This window comes from Lentibacillus halophilus (assembly GCF_039522485.1).
Classification (GTDB): domain Bacteria; phylum Bacillota; class Bacilli; order Bacillales; family Amphibacillaceae; genus Lentibacillus; species Lentibacillus halophilus.
This window is the reverse complement of sequence record NZ_BAAADM010000015.1, coordinates 116,692-134,232: the sequence shown is the minus strand read 5'-3', so window position 1 is coordinate 134,232 and position 17,541 is coordinate 116,692. Positions and strand designations below refer to the sequence as shown.

The window sequence follows — 17,541 nt, the reverse complement described above, 5'->3', positions numbered from 1 at the left end:
CAGGAAAGGGTCTTCCTTTTTCTATGACCATCTTTCATCATAGCCGTTTACACAAACTATGTTACGCTCTCAACGTGACATTGATCTTCAAAAACAACAAGGGATAAATTCGATCACGATTGAACTTGAGCTTACTGAATCGATCAAAAACGCCAATGACGTTCCCATTGTCATTCTGTATGCCAAAAATGAAAACGGGAAAAAGGTGAACAAGAATCACATTCCAATTGATTTGAACGCCGACGAAGACAAGAATTAAAAAAGACAGCCTTGTATGCTGTCTTTTTTACGTTCGTATTAATTGAGAAATAAGGGCTTTAGTATCCGTGTTTTTCAAAAACTTCCATAACACGCGGTTGAAGCTCGTCCCATTCAACATCAAACGCTTTATTAACGGTAATGAAATTTTGATACCCAAATACGTTATCAACACCATTTACGTCCATCAAATCATTCATAATGGCATGTTCGCTTGTATCTCCCGGCATAACAGAAATGCTATTGTCACCTTGAAAAATAAGGCTGTCTGTGGTGAATTTCAGTGCATTTGGATTTGGTGTGGATTCTGGTCTTACTCCCATATTCTTTACCTCCATCAATCATAATACATACTTGATTTTTATTGTAGCAGAAAGATGTTGAAAAACAAAATAAAAACACCCTTATTCGATAAGACGAATAAGGGTGAATGCTGTGAGTCTTTTATCATTCCCGCCTCATCTTGTTTGATGTGCGTAGAATTCGTAAAAAACCCATGCATTTTTTTAGAAAATGTGATGGAGGTTATTGCAATTGATTTTTTTGCTGCAATTGCTGTTCAAGCTGTTGAAGTTGCTGCTGTTCTTCAGAAGATGCTTGGCTTTTCGCAGCTTGAATGGCATTTTGTGCCGCTTGTTTTTCCTGCTGGTTCGCATTGGCTTTTCCATTGGTCATTGTGTTAACAGCTTCACGGGCACGTTGCATCAAGTTATTGTTTTGCTGCTGCATTTAAAACCCTCCCATTGGATGCCTGTCTGATTCCTCTTGTTCGCGTTCAGCTTCTGAAAAACGCATTTTGTAAGGGAATCGTTCAGCATGTTTTCGGACAGCATCTTCACTATGCTGGCTGAAACGCTTTGATTTGCTTTGTTTTCCCATCGGTTATTCCCCCTGTGGAATGTCTTGCCAGAGCTTATGCGTTTTGTAAGCCTAGTGGCAGGACGGTTGATGGAATGAAGAGCAAACGTTAAGTGAACGCTTCTTTCGCGTTCATTTATAGTTTGACCGGATTTTCACCGGGTATGTCAGGAAAAAATTAGATAAGTTTTTTTGGATGAAGCAAATAATTTTCAAGAAAAGAACTGATCCCGTTGTGCTCATTTGTGTCCGTTACATGATCAGCTATGGCTTTCAAGTCATCAATCGCATTGCCCATGGCCACACCAATGCCAGCAAATTCAAGCATTTCCTGATCGTTGTCTTCATCCCCGAATGCAATAATCCGCTCATTTGGGATATGATAGTAAAAAGCGATTTTTTCCAGACCGATCGCTTTATTCATTCCTTTTTTGACAATTTCAATAATATTCCAGGGTCCCCCCCCATTTTCGGTGTTCAATCAGTTCGGCATGATCGTCCTCCAAATGTTTACGAATGGATTGGATATTTTCTTCCTTGGGGTGAATAAGCAACGATGTTGGGTCATGTGTTAAATTATTTTTCAGGCTGCCAATCGTGAACGGGGAATTCGGTGATGTTTGAAATATATCAATAAGTTGTTCGTCATATCGGTCAAGGTAAACATTGTCCATAACCTCTGCCACAATATTGTGTGTGCTGATTTCGTAACAGGCGTCGACAATCCGGAGAGCGGTTCGTATTGACATCGGATTGTGCAATACATTCCATTGATTATTTGCTGGATGATGAATAAGGGCTCCGTTAAAATTCACCATTGGTGTATTCAGACCGAGCGTATGATAATGATCAATGCTGGAACGGTGCGGTCGTCCAGTAGCAATAACAACAATATGGCCGGCATCTGCTGCCTTTTCAAGCGCCTCCAAATTACGCTTGCTGATGGTTTTATCATCGGTCAGCAGTGTGCCATCCAAATCAACGGCAATTAAGTGCTGTTTTGTTTCCATTATGCTTCACCTCGTATTCTTATCAGTTTATCGGGCTTGTTGCGATATGTAAAGGATTTGTTTGCAATTTACAAAAATGTCGTACTATGATAATGATATTAAGCACAGAAAGAAAGGTGACGGTCATGATCGGTATTGATAACATAATGCTGGCATCGATTCCAAGCTTAATGGTGGCTGATCAGGCATACGAACAGGAAGCCTTGCCGGTGCTTACATATTTTCACGGTTTCACCAGTGCAAAAGAACATAATTTGCCGCTTGCTTATTATTTGGCGCAAAAAGGTTACCGTGTCGTTCTTCCGGACAGTTTATATCACGGCGAACGGGAAACAGACGCGTCTGTAATGGAAAAACAATTATCGTTTTGGGATATTGTTATGCAGAATGTGCACGAGTTAAAAGCCATCAAACAGGCACTGGCTGATCAAGGATTGATAATGAATGGCCGGTTTGGCGTGGCTGGTACAAGCATGGGCGGTATTACAACCACAGCAGCATTGAGGCACTATTCGTGGATTCAAACGGCTGCCATCCTGATGGGTTCCCCGAAAATGACTGATTATGCCAGGATATTGGTGGACCAATTAAAAAAGGACGGTGATCTGTCGGTTACGGATGAGTCAATTGCGCAACTTTATGAGCAACTTCAAAGTTATGATCTGTCTGAACAAGTCAGCGCACTGAACGAGCGCCCTGTCTTATTCTGGCACGGAGACAGTGATCCTGTGATACCGTTTGATCATTCCCATACATTTTATGAACACGCACGATACTATTATACCAATACCGAACATATTCAATTGTTGAAAGAGCCAAATCGTGGGCATAAAGTGAGTCGCTATGCAATTCTGGAAACGGTAAAATGGTTTGAGAAATATTTATGACATGATTGTCCATCCGTCAATCATATATGGAGGGATTGTCTGGAGAGTTAAGGTTATAAAGAATCCATTCATGCGTGATAAAATGGTCAGAAACGTCTGATGTGTGAGGGAAATCATTTAAAAATGCGCTTGTTTATGTTTAAATAAACATAGGAACCATGAAGGAGGGTTTTTAATGGATGAGGCTTTGCAGGAAAACATCCTTGGCGGTTTGGAAAATGTTATAGACCCGGAATTAGGCATTGATATTGTTAATCTCGGGCTGATTTATAATGTTGATCTGGATGACAATGGTCTATGCACTGTTACCATGACACTGACGGCAATGGGTTGCCCTCTTGCTGCTCATATTGAACAGGACGTGCGCCGGGCTATTGCTGATATTCCTGAGGTTGAAGAAATAGATGTCAATATTGTCTGGGACCCGCCTTGGGATAAAGACAAAATGTCGCGTTATGCCAAAATTGCTCTCGGCATTCCGGATTGATTCCGGCCGGTCTTCGGAAAGGTTGATTCATATGATAGTGAATCGGCCTTTTTTTGTATCGAATGGTGAATGATTTTATAAGCATGAAAAGGTCAATTGGAAAGCAGAGGTTGCTGTATGCAGATTTGTCAGATTACCGGGTACAAACATTCCGGAAAGACGACGATCATGAGTGCATTGATCCGTTATTTTTCGGATAAAGGATTTCAGGTCGGCTCCGTCAAACATCACGGTCATGGCGGTGATCCGGATATGGTGGAAGGAACCGACAGCGGGACACATCTTGAGTCCGGATCCGTCATTAGCGGTGTTCAGGGAGAAACCGTAACACAGCTATCGTTAACGATCCCATTGGGCTTGGATGGGCTGATTAATTTGTACCAGCAATGGCCGCTTGATTTATTGCTTGTAGAAGGTTATAAACAAGCGGATTATCCAAAGATTGTTTTGCTGAGGAATGAAGCGGACCGATCGCTTTTAGAGGAACTATCAGCTATAATAGCTGTGGGAACATGGGATGGGGATGGCCGTTGGTTGAACGATCTTGATATGCCCGTGTTTGACATGAATCAATTGGAGAAACATATATCAGCACTGGCTGAAAGAATAAGAAGGGAAATGTGATGGATAAAAACTATTGGATAACCAAAGAGCCGATCAATCCAGGTGATTGCATTGACAAAGTCGTCCGGAACGAAGCGGGAGCTGTGAATACGTTCATGGGCACAGTCCGTGAGTTTACCAAAGGAAAGCGAACCCTTTTTCTTGAGTATCAGGCTTATGTACCCATGGCGGAGAAAAAACTGGAACAGATCGGTGACGAAATAAAGGAAAAGTGGGGCAATGCTGAAATTGCCATCGTACATCGGATCGGACGCTTGGAAATCACCGATATAGCGGTGGCCATTGCGGTATCCACGCCACATCGCGCTGATGCGTTTGATGCCAGCCGCTATGCCATCGAACGGATCAAAGAAATGGTGCCGATTTGGAAAAAGGAACATTGGGAAGACGGGGAAAAATGGCTTGGCGATCAGAAAGAAAATATATCATATGAAGCAAAAATTCCTTCCAAGGAGGAGATGCGCGATGATTAATGTTCTATTTTTTGCTGAGTTGCAGGAGACGTCCGGGCACGAAAAGGTGACGGTGGATGAGGATGGGTTATCAGTAAGCGAACTGAAATCCAAACTGTCAACGGCTTACGAATTGAGCCGACTGGATCAGGCGATGATAGCGGTCAATGAAGAGTATTCACAGGAGGATACGGTTGTCAACAGCGGCGATGTTGTGGCATTTATTCCACCGGTAAGCGGCGGATGAACAACGCGTGAATGAACTCTGCCTGGCCTTGGAATGAGCCAGGCAGTGCTTTTTTTAGAAATGTACCGGAATTTAAAATAACTCATCTTCAAGGGTGTCGACATTAAGCACAATAGCTCCTTTATTGTCGGTTGAGAGAAGGTTCTTTTTTTTAAGCTGGGTGATGGTGCGGCTGACAGTTTCGCGGCTGGAGCCAATCATATTGGCGAGTTCTCGATTGGTAAATTGCGTTGTCAGCTTCATCTGCCCTTCATTTATTTCCTTACCATAACCTTTGGAAAGCCGCAGCAGCAGCATGATGATTTGTTCATATGTATTATGAAGAATTTTTTCCTCCAGACGCCCTTGCAAGTCAACGATTATATCTCCGAGCACGCGGAATAATTTAATGGAAATTTCCGGATGTGTGATCAAAGCGTTTTCAAAGGAAGGAATAGGAATGTGGATTAAAATGGCATCGTCCAGCACTTCAGCGTGGGCAGGGCAGTCGTCCTGCCTGAAAAATCCCTGATGTGGAAACATATCCCCCGCCTGCAGCACATTAACAATTTGCTCGTTTCCATGAACGTCGGTTTTATAAATTTTCACTTTGCCTTGATGAATAAAATAAACGTTGGTTAACAGGTCGCCTTGCATAAAAATGTAGGTGCCACGCCGGTACATATCATGTTGAGCTATGTCGACGATGGGTTCTATTTCATACTCGGTTAGATCTTTAAATAATGGAAATCGTTGCAGCAAATTTTTGATCGTATCGTTATTCAATGCATTCGCTCCCTTCGTTCAAACGTCCAATTCACATCATTATAACAAGTTGCCACGATTTGCGGTCTATTATATCGTATCCATCTTTTTTCATGATTTAAATGGAAGCTAAAATGATTAGAACGATACCAAGCATGGAGACCTCCTTAACGATCCGCTATTCTTGTCCATATCCTTTACTCATTGTAACCCCTTTGTTTATTTTATTAAAAGGCCGATAAATGAATATGTTATCACGTATCTCTTTTTTAAGTTGGACTAGTATAGCTTGTGTGTTAAAGAGGTTTTGTTTCATTGATTTCATTCAAATCAGCCTTTGATGGAAGTATGGTGATGCAGGATTCTTTATAAAAACAGAATGACAAGCAGCCCAACCGCAAAACAATAATAAGCAAAGTATTTGAGATTGCCTTTGGCCATAATGTTCATGAACCAACGAAGGGAATAATAGGTTGCAATAATGGAAGCGGCAAATGCCAGGATCACTGGGATAGCAACAATGCTGAGCCCACTTTGACCACTGACCAAATCACTGGCCGACATCATGGTAATGCCGAGGCTGACCGGAATGTACAGCAGGAAAGAAAATCGTAGAGCCGTTTGAGTTTTCATACCGACAAGCATGGCTGCGACAATCGTGGCTCCCGAACGGCTAATACCGGGAACGAGTGCAACGGATTGGGCCAGTCCAACAATAATAGCATCGCGCACAGTGATGCCGCCGTCATTTTTGCGACCGCGCAAGTTGCGGATAACCCATAAGGCAAGTCCCGTTATCAACAGCGTCACACCGACTACCGAAACGAAACTGAGCTTGTCCTCAATATAATCCTCAAACAGAAGCCCGATAATCCCAGTTGGAATGGTTGCAATGACGAGATAAAGAACGAACTGACAATCATCTTTCGCATCCGTCGCACGAGTCATTATGTAGCGGACGGTGTTTTCGATAAGCCGGTAAATATCCTGGCGATAAATGATCAATACCGCAATCAGGGAGCCGAAATTAACCATGATCTCAAATGACAGCCCTTCAATGGATATGTTGAAGAGCTCCCTAACAATGACCAAATGGCCGCTTGATGAAATGGGGATTGGTTCAGTAAATCCTTGCAGCAAACCAAGAACAATGTATTTTATTAATAGCCAAAATTCGTTGATAGCTTCCATGTAACGTTCCTCCTGTATCAATGTATTGGTCGCACAGAGTCGGTCACCAACCACTGGGCAAATGCATAGTCTGGTTGGTGAGGAGGCTGAGAATATGCACTACAATCAACAACATACGTATGACATGTGTAAGAACCATATGCACGCCTATGTGCTGGTGGAAGTGAATGACGGAACACAAGTAGATGGCATCATTACCGGATTGGATAACGACTATGTTTATATGGCGGTACCGATAGGTCAGGAACCGGCATATGACAGCAATTGGCGTCCGAATGAATTCGATGGGTTTGGCTATGGCTACTCCGGATATGGTTACGGAGGTTATCCCGGCTATGGGTATCCCGGTCCCGGCTATGGCGGCTCCCCCGGATATGGTTACGGGGGCAACTATCGACCGAGAAGATTCAGGCGGCTCGTTTTGCCATTAGCCGCGTTGACAGCTTTAAGTGTACTGCCTTGGTATTAATGGAGTCTTATACCTCCCTCTTGTTATGGATGCGTCGTGTTCGGAACAAAACACAAAACCCTTGCCACCACGATCGTGAGGCAAGGGTTTATCATAAGCCACTACGTTGTGCCGTTTTTACTGTTCGGCTTCATCGTTCAGTATGCCGTCACCCAGTATATAAACGCCAAGTGTAATAATAATGGCAATCACTAGTGTACTTATGATGTTGAATGGATTTCCGGCCATGCTTGTCAATACATAGGAAATGACACAGCTAATGAAAAATGCCCAGAAAAATGACCAAAAGAATCGCATGTTGATACACCTCAATTTTTAAAGCATTCCTTAATTAGTTTATCAAAACGATGATAAAAATAAAAGGCTTATTACAGAAAGGAGAAAAATGAATTGAATTACATGGTCCAAAATTGTTTTCATTGGATAGGTTACCACATCCTTAATGCTCTGCTTGAAAAAGGATACCGAGTGGATGGTGCTGATGATCTTACCACAGGTAAAAAAGAAAACCTGGCCATGTTTGTCGGACGGAATGATCTGTTCCGGCATGTTCCGTTAAATAATGATGACACCGAGTATGACGTAAGCATAACGGTTAAGGGTAATACATTGATTCTATGTAAGCAGAAGACTGTGACCATCCATTTACCGCTTTTATTCGGCAAATGGATGCCGATGAATCAGCAAGGCATTTATTACGGGGATGCGTTTTACTCATTTGATGCGGAGGAAGTTGTCACACAGGCGGTGCATATAGAGGATTTGTTGGAAAGCCTTATGCAATGGATTCATGCCTCCTGTCTGCCATCTTCATTAATTATCAAATCCAGAAACGACCATTCCGATCAAGATGACAGGCATGGTACCATTCTTTATATTCGGCAACGATGGTCGGTAAAACAGGCATTGCAATCGATAAAGAATCATTATGAGACATACAACGCATTCTATTGATTCAGCGTATTGTCATTTTACGAAGCGAGTCAACCAACTAAAATAAACTGTTGTTTCATTTAATTTAGGGGGCCAATGATTTCAGGATGAGGAGATTTCTCTCGAAGCGTTCAGTCCGGATGTACCTCAAGAATTCCAGGAGAAAAATGAAAAAGAAAGAGACCACGTATATCGATGCCAGTTTGCTTCCGAATGGGCGGGGAATGGACTGAGGAATTCAGACTTGCATTCATGTCTCCGAATACATTAAAATTAGTACCAAGTCATAAGAATAGCTATAAATTTGCAAGGGGATGAACATATGAACGCTGGTTTGTTGGGCACCGGTCATTATGTGCCAGATCATGTTGTGACAAATAAAGACTTGGAAAAGATAGTGGATACAAATGATGAGTGGATCCGGACGAGAACCGGTATTGAAGAACGTCGGATTGCCAATGATGACGTTAATACATCGGATATGGCGTATTACGCAGCCAAGAACGCGTTGGACGAGTCAGGTGTACAGGTAGAGGATCTTGACATGATTCTGGTGGCAACCGTCACACCTGACACACCTTTTCCATCGGTCTCATGTATGTTACAGGACCGACTCGGTGCGCGCACGATACCTGCCATGGATATCAGTGCAGCTTGTTCCGGTTTTATGTATGGCGTGATCACGGCCAAACAGTTTTTGGAAACAAATGCTTATCGCCATATCCTTGTTGTCGGTTCGGATAAATTATCCAAAATCACTGACTGGCAAGACCGGAGTACCTGTGTTCTGTTTGGTGATGGTGCTGGAGCAGCAGTAATCGGACCTGTATCAGAAGGCAAAGGGATTCTGACCTCTGAGCTTGGTTCGGATGGCTCCGGCGGCAAGGACTTGTACCAGGATCAGGAAACAGACTATTTATCCATGAATGGACGGGAAGTTTTCAAATTTGCCGTACGTCAAATGCCGGAATCATCTGTTAAAGTCGTTACAGAAGCCGGATATGCCAAGGAAGATGTCGATTATCTCATTCCACACCAGGCAAATATCCGAATTATGGAAGCTGCTCGTGAACGGTTGGGAATTAATGAGGATAGAATGGACATATCTGTCAAGTCTTATGGGAACACATCGTCTGCGTCCATACCAATTGCTTTATCAGAAAGTGTAAAAGGTGGTAGAATAAATGATAATGACTTACTCGTTCTTGTCGGTTTCGGTGGAGGACTGACTTGGGGTGCGATTGCATTGCGTTGGGGACGATAAGGTTTTATCACGTATTAAGGCTGACATATCCTCATCGCTCAACATGGGTCAACCACATAACAGGATGGTGACGTATATGCAGCCTCTGAGTCCTTGATTCATTCAACGACCATTCAGCGGGGAGTCAGGGAACGCCCTGTGAATGACGTTTTATTTTATCAGCTTATAGGAGGAGTATGAAATGGTGGAAAGAAGAGTAGTTGTGACTGGTCTTGGCACCGTATCCCCCAATGGCAATGATACGGACGTCATGTGGGATAACGTTGTTGCTGGAAATACCGGGATTGATTATATTAGTCGCATAGATACCGGGGATCTGTCAGCTCAAGCGGCTGCGGAAGTAAAGAATTTTGATCCAACGAACTATATGGAAAAAAAAGACGCCCGGAAAATGGACTTGTTTACACAGTATGCAGTGGCAGCGGCGCGCATGGCCATAAATGACGCTGGTCTGACGATTGATGATTCTAATGCAGATCGTGTCGGTGTCTGGGTTGGCTCCGGCATCGGTGGTATGGGAACGTTGGAAGACCAGCATCGAAAACTTTTGAATAAAGGTGCGCGGCGTGTCAGTCCTTTTTTTGTGCCGATGATGATTCCGGATATGGCCGCTGGGCAAGTATCTATTCAGCTTGGGGCCAAGGGTATTAACTCGTGTACGACGACCGCCTGTGCCTCCGGTGCCAATTCCATCGGGGATGCTTATAAAGCCATTGAACGTGGCGATGCGGATATTATGGTCGCAGGTGGGACAGAAGCGCCGATTACGGACATGTCATTTGCTGGATTTTCTGCGATGAAAGCATTGTCAACAAATGAAGATCCGCATAAAGCAAGCCGACCATTTGATAAGGATCGTGATGGGTTTGTCATGGGTGAAGGAGCAGGCATTTTGTGCTTGGAAACACTAGAATCGGCCTTGGACCGCGGCGCTTATATATATGGCGAAATCATCGGCTATGCGGCTACCGGTGATGCCTATCATATCACTGCTCCTGCTGAAAATGGAGAAGGAGCGGCGCGTGCTATGAAACAAGCTGTCGCTGATGCCGGCATTGCGCTGGAATCAGTGGATTATATCAATGCGCATGGTACGAGCACTGAGTTGAATGATAAGTATGAAACCCAAGCTATTAAAGATGTGTTTGGTGACCATGCGGACAAGCTTGCTGTAAGCTCCACAAAAGGCGTGACCGGTCATCTGCTAGGGGCCGCTGGAGGTCTGGAATCGGTTATAGCTATCAAAACAATTGACGACAGCATTATACCTGCAACAGTGAATTATGAAACACCGGATCCTGACTGCGATTTGGATTATGTTCCGAATGAATCAAGAGATCAGGATGTAAACGTTGTGATGAGTAACTCACTCGGCTTTGGCGGACATAATGCCACTCTCATATTCCAAAAGTATCAATAAGCACACTGACTGCTCCGGCGGTCAGTTTTTTTGTAAAACGCTGAAGTCAATGGACTTATATAGAAGGAATGGACATGCGTCATTAATTTCCACTCAGTGCATACAATGAAATAGGTGATACGGACAAGCATGGGTGGTGATCCGATTGGGATATTTGTTTCTGTTTTTGACAGGATTTGGACTGGCTGTGACTGGTGGCGTGACTGCCATAGCTTATATGAATTTTCTTCCGGTGGGTATTTCCTGGCCTGATTATTTTATATTTATTGCGAACCGGCCGGAATCTTATTTTCTTCCTGCGGGTATGCTGTTGATCGCCATCGCACTTCTCCGCTATCCAAACGGCTCCTGAAATGTTCCGGTTGTCGGGTTGTGTTTGTTGTTGAGTCAGCCTTGGTCGAAAGTATTTCCCGCGTTTTTCCAATGAATCGCATAAATTTTTTCATAATGGTCATAATGTATGCTAAACGATTCATTCAATAAGCGAGGGTTGTTTTATGCTATATTTACATGACGTTTGGATAAACTGGTTCGAAGGGGAAGAAAATGGCTACAACGTTTGTTATTTCCACGAATGGCGTAAAGACGATGGGGTTGAGCTGCTGGACCAAGTTCCGCTTTTATACATATCAGAGGCGCTTTTTGACTACATTGAAAATGATCTGCACGACTTGCCTGAAGATTTGATGCAACAAATATGTGAGCGTGCATATGTACGTAAAGGCCAGGAACGGAAACCGCTTGAGTATGCAGCCGTTGTCACGGATGGAAATGATATTATTGCATTTGATACCATTGGTTACCAGATCCCTGTTCGTAAAAGCAGACTCATACCAAGACAGGAGCAACTCGCATTCGATATGATCAAAACGACACAGCCGGAATCCTTTAATTTTAACGAGAGAGACATTGAAAAAGAATACCATATCCTGTCCATGGAACCACGGCTTATTCATGGTCTGACACGCAAGGAACGTAATCTGAAGCAAATTTTAATGATTGCGCTTGATCAGTTACGGACGACAAACAATCTGGAAGAACTTCGCTACTGGCTGACAGAGTGGGATCCGAAACAATACCCATACATCAGATATATGAAGGAAGATAGGGTATGGGAAACCCTATATGAAGGTGTAAAACACGGGTGGAGCAACTGGCACGAAGATTTGTGTGCCAAAATGATCAAAGGGCAGCCGTTTCTGGAAAAAATGTGGGAAATGGAACAGGAAACGAAACAGAATACGTCCAACCTGAATTGAGATACCGCATGGCTCGACCTCTCGTGGATAGGGATGCTGTGACTCATCGACAAGGACCATTTTTCAAAAACGCTTGGAATCCAATGAATGATTATCCAAGCGTTTTTTCGTGCACGTATTCAATTTTTATCGTTTGTTGGTCACGCGTCCGAGCCCCATTGCTTTTTTGGCTTTTCGGAGCATTTTATTGGCTTGATAGGATGCTTTTTCCGCACCTGTGTCCAGGATATCGTCCAGGGCATCAGAGTTAATCAACTCATGGTAACGGTCTTGAATCGGTTGCAGCACATTAATGACTGCTTGCGCCAAATCTTGTTTGAACGTCCCATATCCTTTATCCATATACTCAGTTTCCAGTGCTTCTATGGATTTCCCGGAACAGCTTGCATAGATGGTGAGCAGATTGGATATTGCCGGTTTGTTTTCTTGATCAAATGCAACAACACCTTCCGAATCGGTGACAGCACTTTTTATTTTCTTTTCGATTCTTTTCGGGTCATCCAACATGGAAATATATGCTTTTTCATTCTCATCCGATTTGCTCATCTTTTTGGTCGGGTCCTGAAGAGACATAATGCGGGCTCCTACCTTTGGAATACTGATTTCCGGGGCGGTGAAAATGTCATTGAACCGGTTATTGAACCGCTCCGCTATGTGTCGTGTTAATTCAAGGTGTTGTTTCTGATCCTCTCCGACTGGAACGATATCGGTTTGATATAACAAAATATCTGCAGCCATTAATGGCGGATAGGTTAATAATGCTGCGGATACCCCTTCTTTTCCACCAGTCGATTTATCCTTGAATTGCGTCATGCGCTCCAGTTCACCTATGTAGCTAATGGATTGGAGCATCCAATTGAGTTGCGCGTGTGCGGGGACTTCCGATTGAATAAACAAGGTTGACTTTTCCGGGTCAATGCCGGAAGCAAGGTAGAGTGCTGCCAGGGAGCGAATGTTTTGACGTAACTCGAGTCGATCCTGTGGCACTGTGATTGCATGCTCGTCCACAATACAGAAGTAGCAATTATTTTCTTCTTGAAGTCCTACAAAATGTTGAATAGCACCTAAAAAATTTCCAATCGTCAATGTTCCGCTCGGTTGAATGCCTGAAAAGATGGTTTGCATGCCGTATTCACTCCTATCGTTTTTCTGAACAATAAAAAAGCCCATTAATCCCGCATGAAAAGGGACGAATGAACCGCGGTGCCACCCTGTTTATCACACAGCAAACACGTGTGATCACCTTTTTGTCAAAAGCTCCAAAGTCCAATTCCAATTCACCGTGATGCTTGTTTTCAGCAGCCACAAGCTCTCTGAATAGTTAGTGGGTAATCGTACTGTGTCTTTTTCATTGCTGGGAATATCTATGTTTTAACTATTATATAAATCCTATACTTGAAATGCAAGAAGAAACTCTCTTGGAGGTTGTTCAATGTTGGGATGAGCGCCCGAACGAGCTATCTCCCGACGCAAAAGTTAATCATTGCCGTTATGAAAGCCCGAACAAGACAGCAATCCGAACAAAAAGTCACTCATCGTTGTAATGAGCGACCCAGGAAACACAATTATATAAATTATTCATAATACGTCCACTGGCGAACCCCAACCGCACGAAAATGACTTGGGTTTTGTTCTTGATTTATAAAGCACAGCATTGTCCACATCCTTTTTAATACTATTATATATTAGTTTTATAAAAGAAGTTTTTATCATGCAGAAGCGGATTGTCTTATACCAGCCATAAAATGAACTTATGTGAATTTACTTTGACAAAGCACGGTTAGCCGTTGCATTTCAAATAAAATATGATAATTTATGACACGTGTATGATATAAATGTTTATTCTTGTGTGGGATTTTTAAGTTATTTGAGATTAAAATTTAACTGGAGAGAAGGTAAATAAATTGCGTCAACAAAGCTATCGTTTCGCCGTCTTTACTGCCATCATGACTGTTTTAGCATTAATTATTGGCAACTTGGTTGTGGCAACCGGGTCCGGGGACGCGTGTGGAACCGATTGGCCAAAATGTAACGGAAGTTTTCTACCAGATTTTCTGGATTACAAACAAATTATTGAATACTCGCATCGGTTATTCACCGGTTCGCTGGGATTTGTTATTTTAATTAATGCAGTGCTGGCATGGAAAAGAAAATACACAGGAGAGACGTCCATTAAAGTACTCGCGTTGCTTACCTTGATACTACTGCTTGCACAGTCCATGGTAGGCGCATTGAACGTTGTGCTTGGGACACCGCCCGGTTTTACAACGCTAGATGTGATAATCAGTCTATTTTTATTGACGAGCACTGTTTTTCTGGCTGTGGCTCTGCAGCGGATTGACGTCAATTCACCGAGAAGCAAAGAGAAAAACAGATCCTTTCAAACGTTTTTTAAACCTGCATTATGGGTGTTTGTTATTTACTTTTTAGAGGTTTTAGTGGGAGCTTTTCTAAAGCACAGTGGAGCCAGTAAAATAATCAATGATATAATGACAAATGAATCGTTACTTCATTCGGAATCACTGTCTCAAGTTATTTATAGTGTCCATGGTATAAGCAATACATTAATCGTTATTGGGGCATTATATCTTTTATTTATGTCCATTAAGAAACGTTTCCTGGTTCCGGCAGCCGTTGCCTTTTTCCTATTGATTGTTGCGAATGGAATCACTGGCTTTATGACTCAACTTTCTGTGTTGGCTGAATGGGCGTCATCCATTCATATGATTGTTGTTATATTGACCGTATTTCAAGGTGCCTACTTGGTTGCTAAAACTTATTTTGGACCTTACTTTTTGTACGGAACGGAGAAAGGGGGATGAGATGTCTATTAAAGTACCTGTCATACCGGTGTATGTATTGAATATCAGTTATATCGTTCTGTTCTTTATAGCCAGTTACATGACAAGTTTATTCATTACAGATGTAGTATTCCAGCATTTGATTGTTTTTACCGGTGTCGTTATCGTTTATTGGTTCATCGCAAATGCCATTACAGGGTTATACAAACGATCGAAAAATATAAAACAGATACAACTTAAAACGACTGTCAGTCTTTTGGTAATAATGGTCGTATCTATCCTCCAGCAGATTCTGTTTTTTAAGATACCAATCGCATCGACGTTTCTGTTCTTCGGAATAAGTTTATTGTTTCTTCTGTTGCTGCATTCGGCGATTTTTCGGACGAGACTTAGAGCTGAATAACAATCATTTTTATCATAATGATGTTAGTGGCTCGTTTTGGTTGTTGTTAATCAAATATGTTTGTAGCAAGGTAAAACAAGAGATGGAGGCCTTTATGAAAAAAAGAATGTGGGAAATAATCATAGCCATTGTTGGCATGATCGTTGTGATTGGTTTTTTTATTCCTGCAGAAACAACGCCATCTGCCGATACGAGGATTATTCTTGAACATACGAAAAAAACGTATATTGCTCCACCATGTTTTAAGCAGTCCAATCCAACAAACAATTTGGCGGATTCCACGTTGGGGGAAGCAAACGAACTGAATTATAAAGCGAATGGAACGTGTACGAAAAATGCTTTCAAGAGTGAAGATGATTCGCTGCTTATGAATCTTTTTAAAAATATGGGGATCGTGGCAAAAAAATGGGATGATTGGTGATTTATCACAACTATTTGAAGGATGGGGATGAACTTAATATGTGGTAATCGACTATATCGCGTCATCCCCGATTTAGAAGAATTTATACTTTTTCATTAACGACTTTAAGGGCATCCCACCGTTTGATGGAGCACTGACCACGGGGTGCCCTTTTGTAATATTTAAAGCATGAAAGCGTCTTGATCCAACATTCAACTTGATTAATGGTTCAACTGTTTCCGCCTCTGATTAAACTGAACACTTCTGATCGGGATGCCGCGTCATTTTGAAAAATACCCCGGACAGCTGAAGTGACGGTTTTCGACCCCGGTTTTTTAATACCGCGCATGGTCATGCACATATGTTCTGCTTCAACGACAACGATAACGCCGTGTGGATCAAGTGTTTCTTTCAAAGAATCGGCAACGGTTGCGGTCACCCGCTCCTGCAGTTGTGGGCGGCTTGTTACCGCTTCAACGGCACGTGCCAGCTTGCTCAAGCCGGTGACTCTGCCACCCTTTGGTATATAGCCAATGTGAGCGACACCGTGAAACGGGACAAGGTGATGCTCACACATGGAATAAAAGGGAATATCTTTGACTAAAACAAGCTCCTCGTGGTCCTCACCAAAGACGGTGGCGAAATATTCTTTTGGATCCTGATCCATACCTTGAAACACTTCGTCATACATGCGGGCGATACGACTTGGTGTATCAATAAGACCTTCCCGGTCAGGATCTTCCCCAATGGCCTCTAACATCATGCGCGCTGCTTGTTCAATTTTTTCGTGATCAACTGCCATGTCATTACCTCCATTATTACAAAGGACACATCCTTAATTGTCACAATCATTATATCAACCTACATGATACTACAAAATTTCACTACATTCGATTCTTTTGCATTTGGATAGAAACAATTGGCAGTTATGGTTGTTTTGATCGTTATTGGTATGCTAGAAAACGTTCAGCCGCTTTTGATAAACGGTGGTTTTTAAGCCAAATAACAGATGGCTCTATAAAAAAGTCAAAATTTTTCATGTCAATGGCTGCAATATCATGGTAAAACGCTTTTTGAATTGCTGATTTAGGCAGTATGGAGAGCCCAACACCTGAGGCGACAAGGGCCAATAAAGTCGAAATATCCTTACATTCCATAATTACATTTGGAGAAAGATAATGTTTATGAAAATGTTGGATAATATTTTCATAAACAGCGTATCCCTCCATTGGTGCTAGCATTAGAAATGGATAGTTGACAATTTGATTCAATTGAACATCATCTGTAACGAGCTGCTTTTCCCATTGTTTTGGTGCTGCAATGACAAACGGCTCGGAAGGAAGCTTAATAAAATGGTACGCGTCTAGTTTCATCGGCAGCAGCATGAACGCCATCTCAATAACCCCTTCCTGAAGCAGTTCTTCCAAATAAGACGAATCACCTCTCCAAATTTTTAAATAGACGTTCGGGTGTGCAGCTCTGAATGTTTTAATCATCTCCGGCAGATAGGAAATACACGTTGACGATACACCTAAGGTCAATGTGCCACGCGTTCCCTGACTGAATTCCTGAATTTCCGTTACGATATCTTTAGATTTTTGCAACATGTTTACCGCATGCTTGTATAACGTGCTGCCTGCTTCGGTTAATTCCCATTGCTGATTGGTTCGATGAATTAAAGTGGCATCCAGTTCCGTTTCCAGTCGTTTTAAATTTTGACTTAAAGGCGGTTGGGCCATATACAAGGTTTTTGCTGCTTTTGAAATACTTCCGGCATCTACTATTGTTTTAAAATAAGAGAGCTGTTTTAAATCCATAACGTCTCACATCCATA

24 protein-coding genes, 1 pseudogene and 1 other annotated feature are annotated in these 17,541 nt (G+C 42.5%); of the genes and pseudogenes, 15 read left to right on the top strand and 10 right to left on the bottom strand.

Going from position 1 to position 17,541, the window contains the following annotated elements; all coding sequences use genetic code 11:
* The first annotated feature begins 58 nt into the window (after window positions 1-58).
* A complete protein-coding gene (locus ABDZ72_RS03740; protein ID WP_343751245.1) occupies window positions 59-259 on the top strand; it encodes a hypothetical protein in 201 nt (66 codons plus the stop codon).
* 58 nt (window positions 260-317) lie between these two features.
* Here the strand turns inward: ABDZ72_RS03740 and ABDZ72_RS03735 are convergent, their stop codons facing one another.
* The 4 genes and pseudogenes from ABDZ72_RS03735 to ABDZ72_RS03720 form a co-directional block, all read right to left on the bottom strand.
* Complete coding sequence (locus tag ABDZ72_RS03735) at window positions 318-581, bottom strand: NifU N-terminal domain-containing protein (RefSeq protein WP_343751244.1); 264 nt, start codon at window positions 579-581, stop codon at window positions 318-320.
* Between the two features lie 202 nt (window positions 582-783).
* Window positions 784-987 carry a DUF3813 family protein gene (locus ABDZ72_RS03730; RefSeq protein ID WP_343751243.1) on the bottom strand — a complete coding sequence of 68 codons (204 nt, stop codon included), beginning with the start codon at window positions 985-987 and terminating at the stop codon, window positions 784-786.
* Complete coding sequence (locus ABDZ72_RS03725) at window positions 988-1,137, bottom strand: hypothetical protein (protein WP_343751242.1); 150 nt, start codon at window positions 1,135-1,137, stop codon at window positions 988-990.
* Window positions 1,138-1,294: 157 nt separating this feature from the next.
* A pseudogene (locus ABDZ72_RS03720) lies at window positions 1,295-2,126 on the bottom strand (Cof-type HAD-IIB family hydrolase).
* Window positions 2,127-2,251: 125 nt separating this feature from the next.
* Here ABDZ72_RS03720 and ABDZ72_RS03715 point away from each other — a divergent pair.
* From ABDZ72_RS03715 to moaD, 5 genes are all read left to right on the top strand, one after another.
* The gene (locus tag ABDZ72_RS03715) at window positions 2,252-3,013 is read left to right on the top strand and encodes a prolyl oligopeptidase family serine peptidase (protein ID WP_343751241.1); all 762 of its coding nucleotides are present in this window, start codon (window positions 2,252-2,254) and stop codon (window positions 3,011-3,013) included.
* Between the two features lie 175 nt (window positions 3,014-3,188).
* On the top strand, window positions 3,189-3,500 hold the full coding sequence (locus ABDZ72_RS03710; RefSeq protein ID WP_343751240.1) for a metal-sulfur cluster assembly factor: 312 nt from the start codon (window positions 3,189-3,191) through the stop codon (window positions 3,498-3,500).
* A gap of 117 nt (window positions 3,501-3,617) precedes the next feature.
* Window positions 3,618-4,124, top strand: a complete 507-nt coding sequence (mobB, locus tag ABDZ72_RS03705; protein WP_343751238.1) for a molybdopterin-guanine dinucleotide biosynthesis protein B — start codon at window positions 3,618-3,620, stop codon at window positions 4,122-4,124.
* Window positions 4,124-4,597: a molybdenum cofactor biosynthesis protein MoaE gene (locus ABDZ72_RS03700; protein ID WP_343751237.1), complete on the top strand. Its 474-nt coding sequence runs from the start codon at window positions 4,124-4,126 to the stop codon at window positions 4,595-4,597. The genes mobB and ABDZ72_RS03700 overlap by 1 nt, the downstream gene beginning before the upstream one ends.
* Window positions 4,590-4,823 (top strand): molybdopterin converting factor subunit 1, encoded by a 234-nt coding sequence (gene moaD, locus ABDZ72_RS03695; RefSeq protein WP_343751236.1) that lies wholly within the window; start codon window positions 4,590-4,592, stop codon window positions 4,821-4,823. Before ABDZ72_RS03700 ends, moaD begins: the two co-directional genes overlap by 8 nt.
* A 72-nt stretch (window positions 4,824-4,895) precedes the next feature.
* Here the strand turns inward: moaD and ABDZ72_RS03690 are convergent, their stop codons facing one another.
* Window positions 4,896-5,588 carry a Crp/Fnr family transcriptional regulator gene (locus ABDZ72_RS03690; protein ID WP_343751235.1) on the bottom strand — a complete coding sequence of 231 codons (693 nt, stop codon included), beginning with the start codon at window positions 5,586-5,588 and terminating at the stop codon, window positions 4,896-4,898.
* A 345-nt stretch (window positions 5,589-5,933) separates the two neighbouring features.
* Window positions 5,934-6,749: an undecaprenyl-diphosphate phosphatase gene (locus ABDZ72_RS03685; protein WP_343751256.1), complete on the bottom strand. Its 816-nt coding sequence runs from the start codon at window positions 6,747-6,749 to the stop codon at window positions 5,934-5,936.
* 103 nt (window positions 6,750-6,852) lie between these two features.
* Here ABDZ72_RS03685 and ABDZ72_RS03680 point away from each other — a divergent pair, with 103 nt between their 5' ends.
* Complete coding sequence (locus tag ABDZ72_RS03680; RefSeq protein WP_343751233.1) at window positions 6,853-7,227, top strand: hypothetical protein; 375 nt, start codon at window positions 6,853-6,855, stop codon at window positions 7,225-7,227.
* Window positions 7,228-7,344: 117 nt separating this feature from the next.
* On the opposite strand, the gene ABDZ72_RS03675 is transcribed toward ABDZ72_RS03680, so the two are convergent.
* Entirely contained in the window at window positions 7,345-7,524 is a 180-nt protein-coding gene (locus tag ABDZ72_RS03675; protein WP_343751232.1) for a DUF2929 family protein, read from the bottom strand.
* Window positions 7,525-7,617: 93 nt separating this feature from the next.
* On the opposite strand from ABDZ72_RS03675, the gene ABDZ72_RS03670 reads away from it, so the two are divergent.
* The 5 genes from ABDZ72_RS03670 to ABDZ72_RS03650 all read left to right on the top strand — a co-directional run bounded on the left by ABDZ72_RS03670 (window position 7,618) and on the right by ABDZ72_RS03650 (window position 12,103).
* Window positions 7,618-8,181: a hypothetical protein gene (locus tag ABDZ72_RS03670; RefSeq protein WP_343751231.1), complete on the top strand. Its 564-nt coding sequence runs from the start codon at window positions 7,618-7,620 to the stop codon at window positions 8,179-8,181.
* A gap of 301 nt (window positions 8,182-8,482) precedes the next feature.
* Window positions 8,483-9,424 (top strand): beta-ketoacyl-ACP synthase III, encoded by a 942-nt coding sequence (locus ABDZ72_RS03665; RefSeq protein ID WP_343751230.1) that lies wholly within the window; start codon window positions 8,483-8,485, stop codon window positions 9,422-9,424.
* Between the two features lie 181 nt (window positions 9,425-9,605).
* Window positions 9,606-10,844 carry a beta-ketoacyl-ACP synthase II gene (fabF, locus tag ABDZ72_RS03660; protein WP_343751228.1) on the top strand — a complete coding sequence of 413 codons (1,239 nt, stop codon included), beginning with the start codon at window positions 9,606-9,608 and terminating at the stop codon, window positions 10,842-10,844.
* A 145-nt stretch (window positions 10,845-10,989) separates the two neighbouring features.
* Window positions 10,990-11,196: a YuzI family membrane protein gene (locus tag ABDZ72_RS03655; protein WP_343751227.1), complete on the top strand. Its 207-nt coding sequence runs from the start codon at window positions 10,990-10,992 to the stop codon at window positions 11,194-11,196.
* Between the two features lie 145 nt (window positions 11,197-11,341).
* The gene (locus ABDZ72_RS03650; RefSeq protein ID WP_343751226.1) at window positions 11,342-12,103 is read left to right on the top strand and encodes a YjbA family protein; all 762 of its coding nucleotides are present in this window, start codon (window positions 11,342-11,344) and stop codon (window positions 12,101-12,103) included.
* 126 nt (window positions 12,104-12,229) lie between these two features.
* On the opposite strand, the gene trpS is transcribed toward ABDZ72_RS03650, so the two are convergent.
* Window positions 12,230-13,228 (bottom strand): tryptophan--tRNA ligase, encoded by a 999-nt coding sequence (trpS, locus tag ABDZ72_RS03645; protein WP_343751225.1) that lies wholly within the window; start codon window positions 13,226-13,228, stop codon window positions 12,230-12,232.
* Between the two features lie 57 nt (window positions 13,229-13,285).
* Window positions 13,286-13,464, bottom strand: a binding site (T-box leader).
* Between the two features lie 543 nt (window positions 13,465-14,007).
* Here trpS and ABDZ72_RS03640 point away from each other — a divergent pair.
* The 3 genes from ABDZ72_RS03640 to ABDZ72_RS03630 all read left to right on the top strand — a co-directional run bounded on the left by ABDZ72_RS03640 (window position 14,008) and on the right by ABDZ72_RS03630 (window position 15,728).
* A complete protein-coding gene (locus tag ABDZ72_RS03640; RefSeq protein WP_343751223.1) occupies window positions 14,008-14,925 on the top strand; it encodes a COX15/CtaA family protein in 918 nt (305 codons plus the stop codon).
* A 1-nt stretch (window position 14,926) separates the two neighbouring features.
* Complete coding sequence (locus ABDZ72_RS03635) at window positions 14,927-15,307, top strand: hypothetical protein (RefSeq protein WP_343751222.1); 381 nt, start codon at window positions 14,927-14,929, stop codon at window positions 15,305-15,307.
* A 94-nt stretch (window positions 15,308-15,401) separates the two neighbouring features.
* Window positions 15,402-15,728, top strand: coding sequence for a hypothetical protein (locus ABDZ72_RS03630; RefSeq protein WP_343751221.1), 327 nt, complete (start codon window positions 15,402-15,404; stop codon window positions 15,726-15,728).
* Window positions 15,729-15,936: 208 nt separating this feature from the next.
* Here ABDZ72_RS03630 and folE read toward each other — a convergent pair whose 3' ends face one another.
* Together folE and ABDZ72_RS03620 are read right to left on the bottom strand one after the other, a co-directional pair.
* The gene (gene folE, locus ABDZ72_RS03625) at window positions 15,937-16,509 is read right to left on the bottom strand and encodes a GTP cyclohydrolase I FolE (RefSeq protein WP_343751220.1); all 573 of its coding nucleotides are present in this window, start codon (window positions 16,507-16,509) and stop codon (window positions 15,937-15,939) included.
* A gap of 142 nt (window positions 16,510-16,651) precedes the next feature.
* Window positions 16,652-17,524, bottom strand: a complete 873-nt coding sequence (locus tag ABDZ72_RS03620; protein ID WP_343751219.1) for a LysR family transcriptional regulator — start codon at window positions 17,522-17,524, stop codon at window positions 16,652-16,654.
* Window positions 17,525-17,541 lie beyond the last annotated feature (17 nt).

Bases quoted from the DNA above. Each gene is read 5' to 3' on its own strand.
- ABDZ72_RS03740 (WP_343751245.1), top strand. From the start codon at position 59: ATGTTACGCTCTCAACGTGACATTGATCTTCAAAAACAACAAGGGATA.
- ABDZ72_RS03735 (WP_343751244.1), bottom strand. From the start codon at position 581: ATGGGAGTAAGACCAGAATCCACACCAAATCCAAATGCACTGAAATTC.
- ABDZ72_RS03730 (WP_343751243.1), bottom strand. From the start codon at position 987: ATGCAGCAGCAAAACAATAACTTGATGCAACGTGCCCGTGAAGCTGTT.
- ABDZ72_RS03725 (WP_343751242.1), bottom strand. From the start codon at position 1,137: ATGGGAAAACAAAGCAAATCAAAGCGTTTCAGCCAGCATAGTGAAGAT.
- ABDZ72_RS03715 (WP_343751241.1), top strand. From the start codon at position 2,252: ATGATCGGTATTGATAACATAATGCTGGCATCGATTCCAAGCTTAATG.
- ABDZ72_RS03710 (WP_343751240.1), top strand. From the start codon at position 3,189: ATGGATGAGGCTTTGCAGGAAAACATCCTTGGCGGTTTGGAAAATGTT.
- mobB (WP_343751238.1), top strand. From the start codon at position 3,618: ATGCAGATTTGTCAGATTACCGGGTACAAACATTCCGGAAAGACGACG.
- ABDZ72_RS03700 (WP_343751237.1), top strand. From the start codon at position 4,124: ATGGATAAAAACTATTGGATAACCAAAGAGCCGATCAATCCAGGTGAT.
- moaD (WP_343751236.1), top strand. From the start codon at position 4,590: ATGATTAATGTTCTATTTTTTGCTGAGTTGCAGGAGACGTCCGGGCAC.
- ABDZ72_RS03680 (WP_343751233.1), top strand. From the start codon at position 6,853: ATGCACTACAATCAACAACATACGTATGACATGTGTAAGAACCATATG.
- ABDZ72_RS03675 (WP_343751232.1), bottom strand. From the start codon at position 7,524: ATGCGATTCTTTTGGTCATTTTTCTGGGCATTTTTCATTAGCTGTGTC.
- ABDZ72_RS03665 (WP_343751230.1), top strand. From the start codon at position 8,483: ATGAACGCTGGTTTGTTGGGCACCGGTCATTATGTGCCAGATCATGTT.
- fabF (WP_343751228.1), top strand. From the start codon at position 9,606: ATGGTGGAAAGAAGAGTAGTTGTGACTGGTCTTGGCACCGTATCCCCC.
- ABDZ72_RS03650 (WP_343751226.1), top strand. From the start codon at position 11,342: ATGCTATATTTACATGACGTTTGGATAAACTGGTTCGAAGGGGAAGAA.
- trpS (WP_343751225.1), bottom strand. From the start codon at position 13,228: ATGCAAACCATCTTTTCAGGCATTCAACCGAGCGGAACATTGACGATT.
- ABDZ72_RS03635 (WP_343751222.1), top strand. From the start codon at position 14,927: ATGTCTATTAAAGTACCTGTCATACCGGTGTATGTATTGAATATCAGT.
- ABDZ72_RS03630 (WP_343751221.1), top strand. From the start codon at position 15,402: ATGAAAAAAAGAATGTGGGAAATAATCATAGCCATTGTTGGCATGATC.
- folE (WP_343751220.1), bottom strand. From the start codon at position 16,509: ATGGCAGTTGATCACGAAAAAATTGAACAAGCAGCGCGCATGATGTTA.
- ABDZ72_RS03620 (WP_343751219.1), bottom strand. From the start codon at position 17,524: ATGGATTTAAAACAGCTCTCTTATTTTAAAACAATAGTAGATGCCGGA.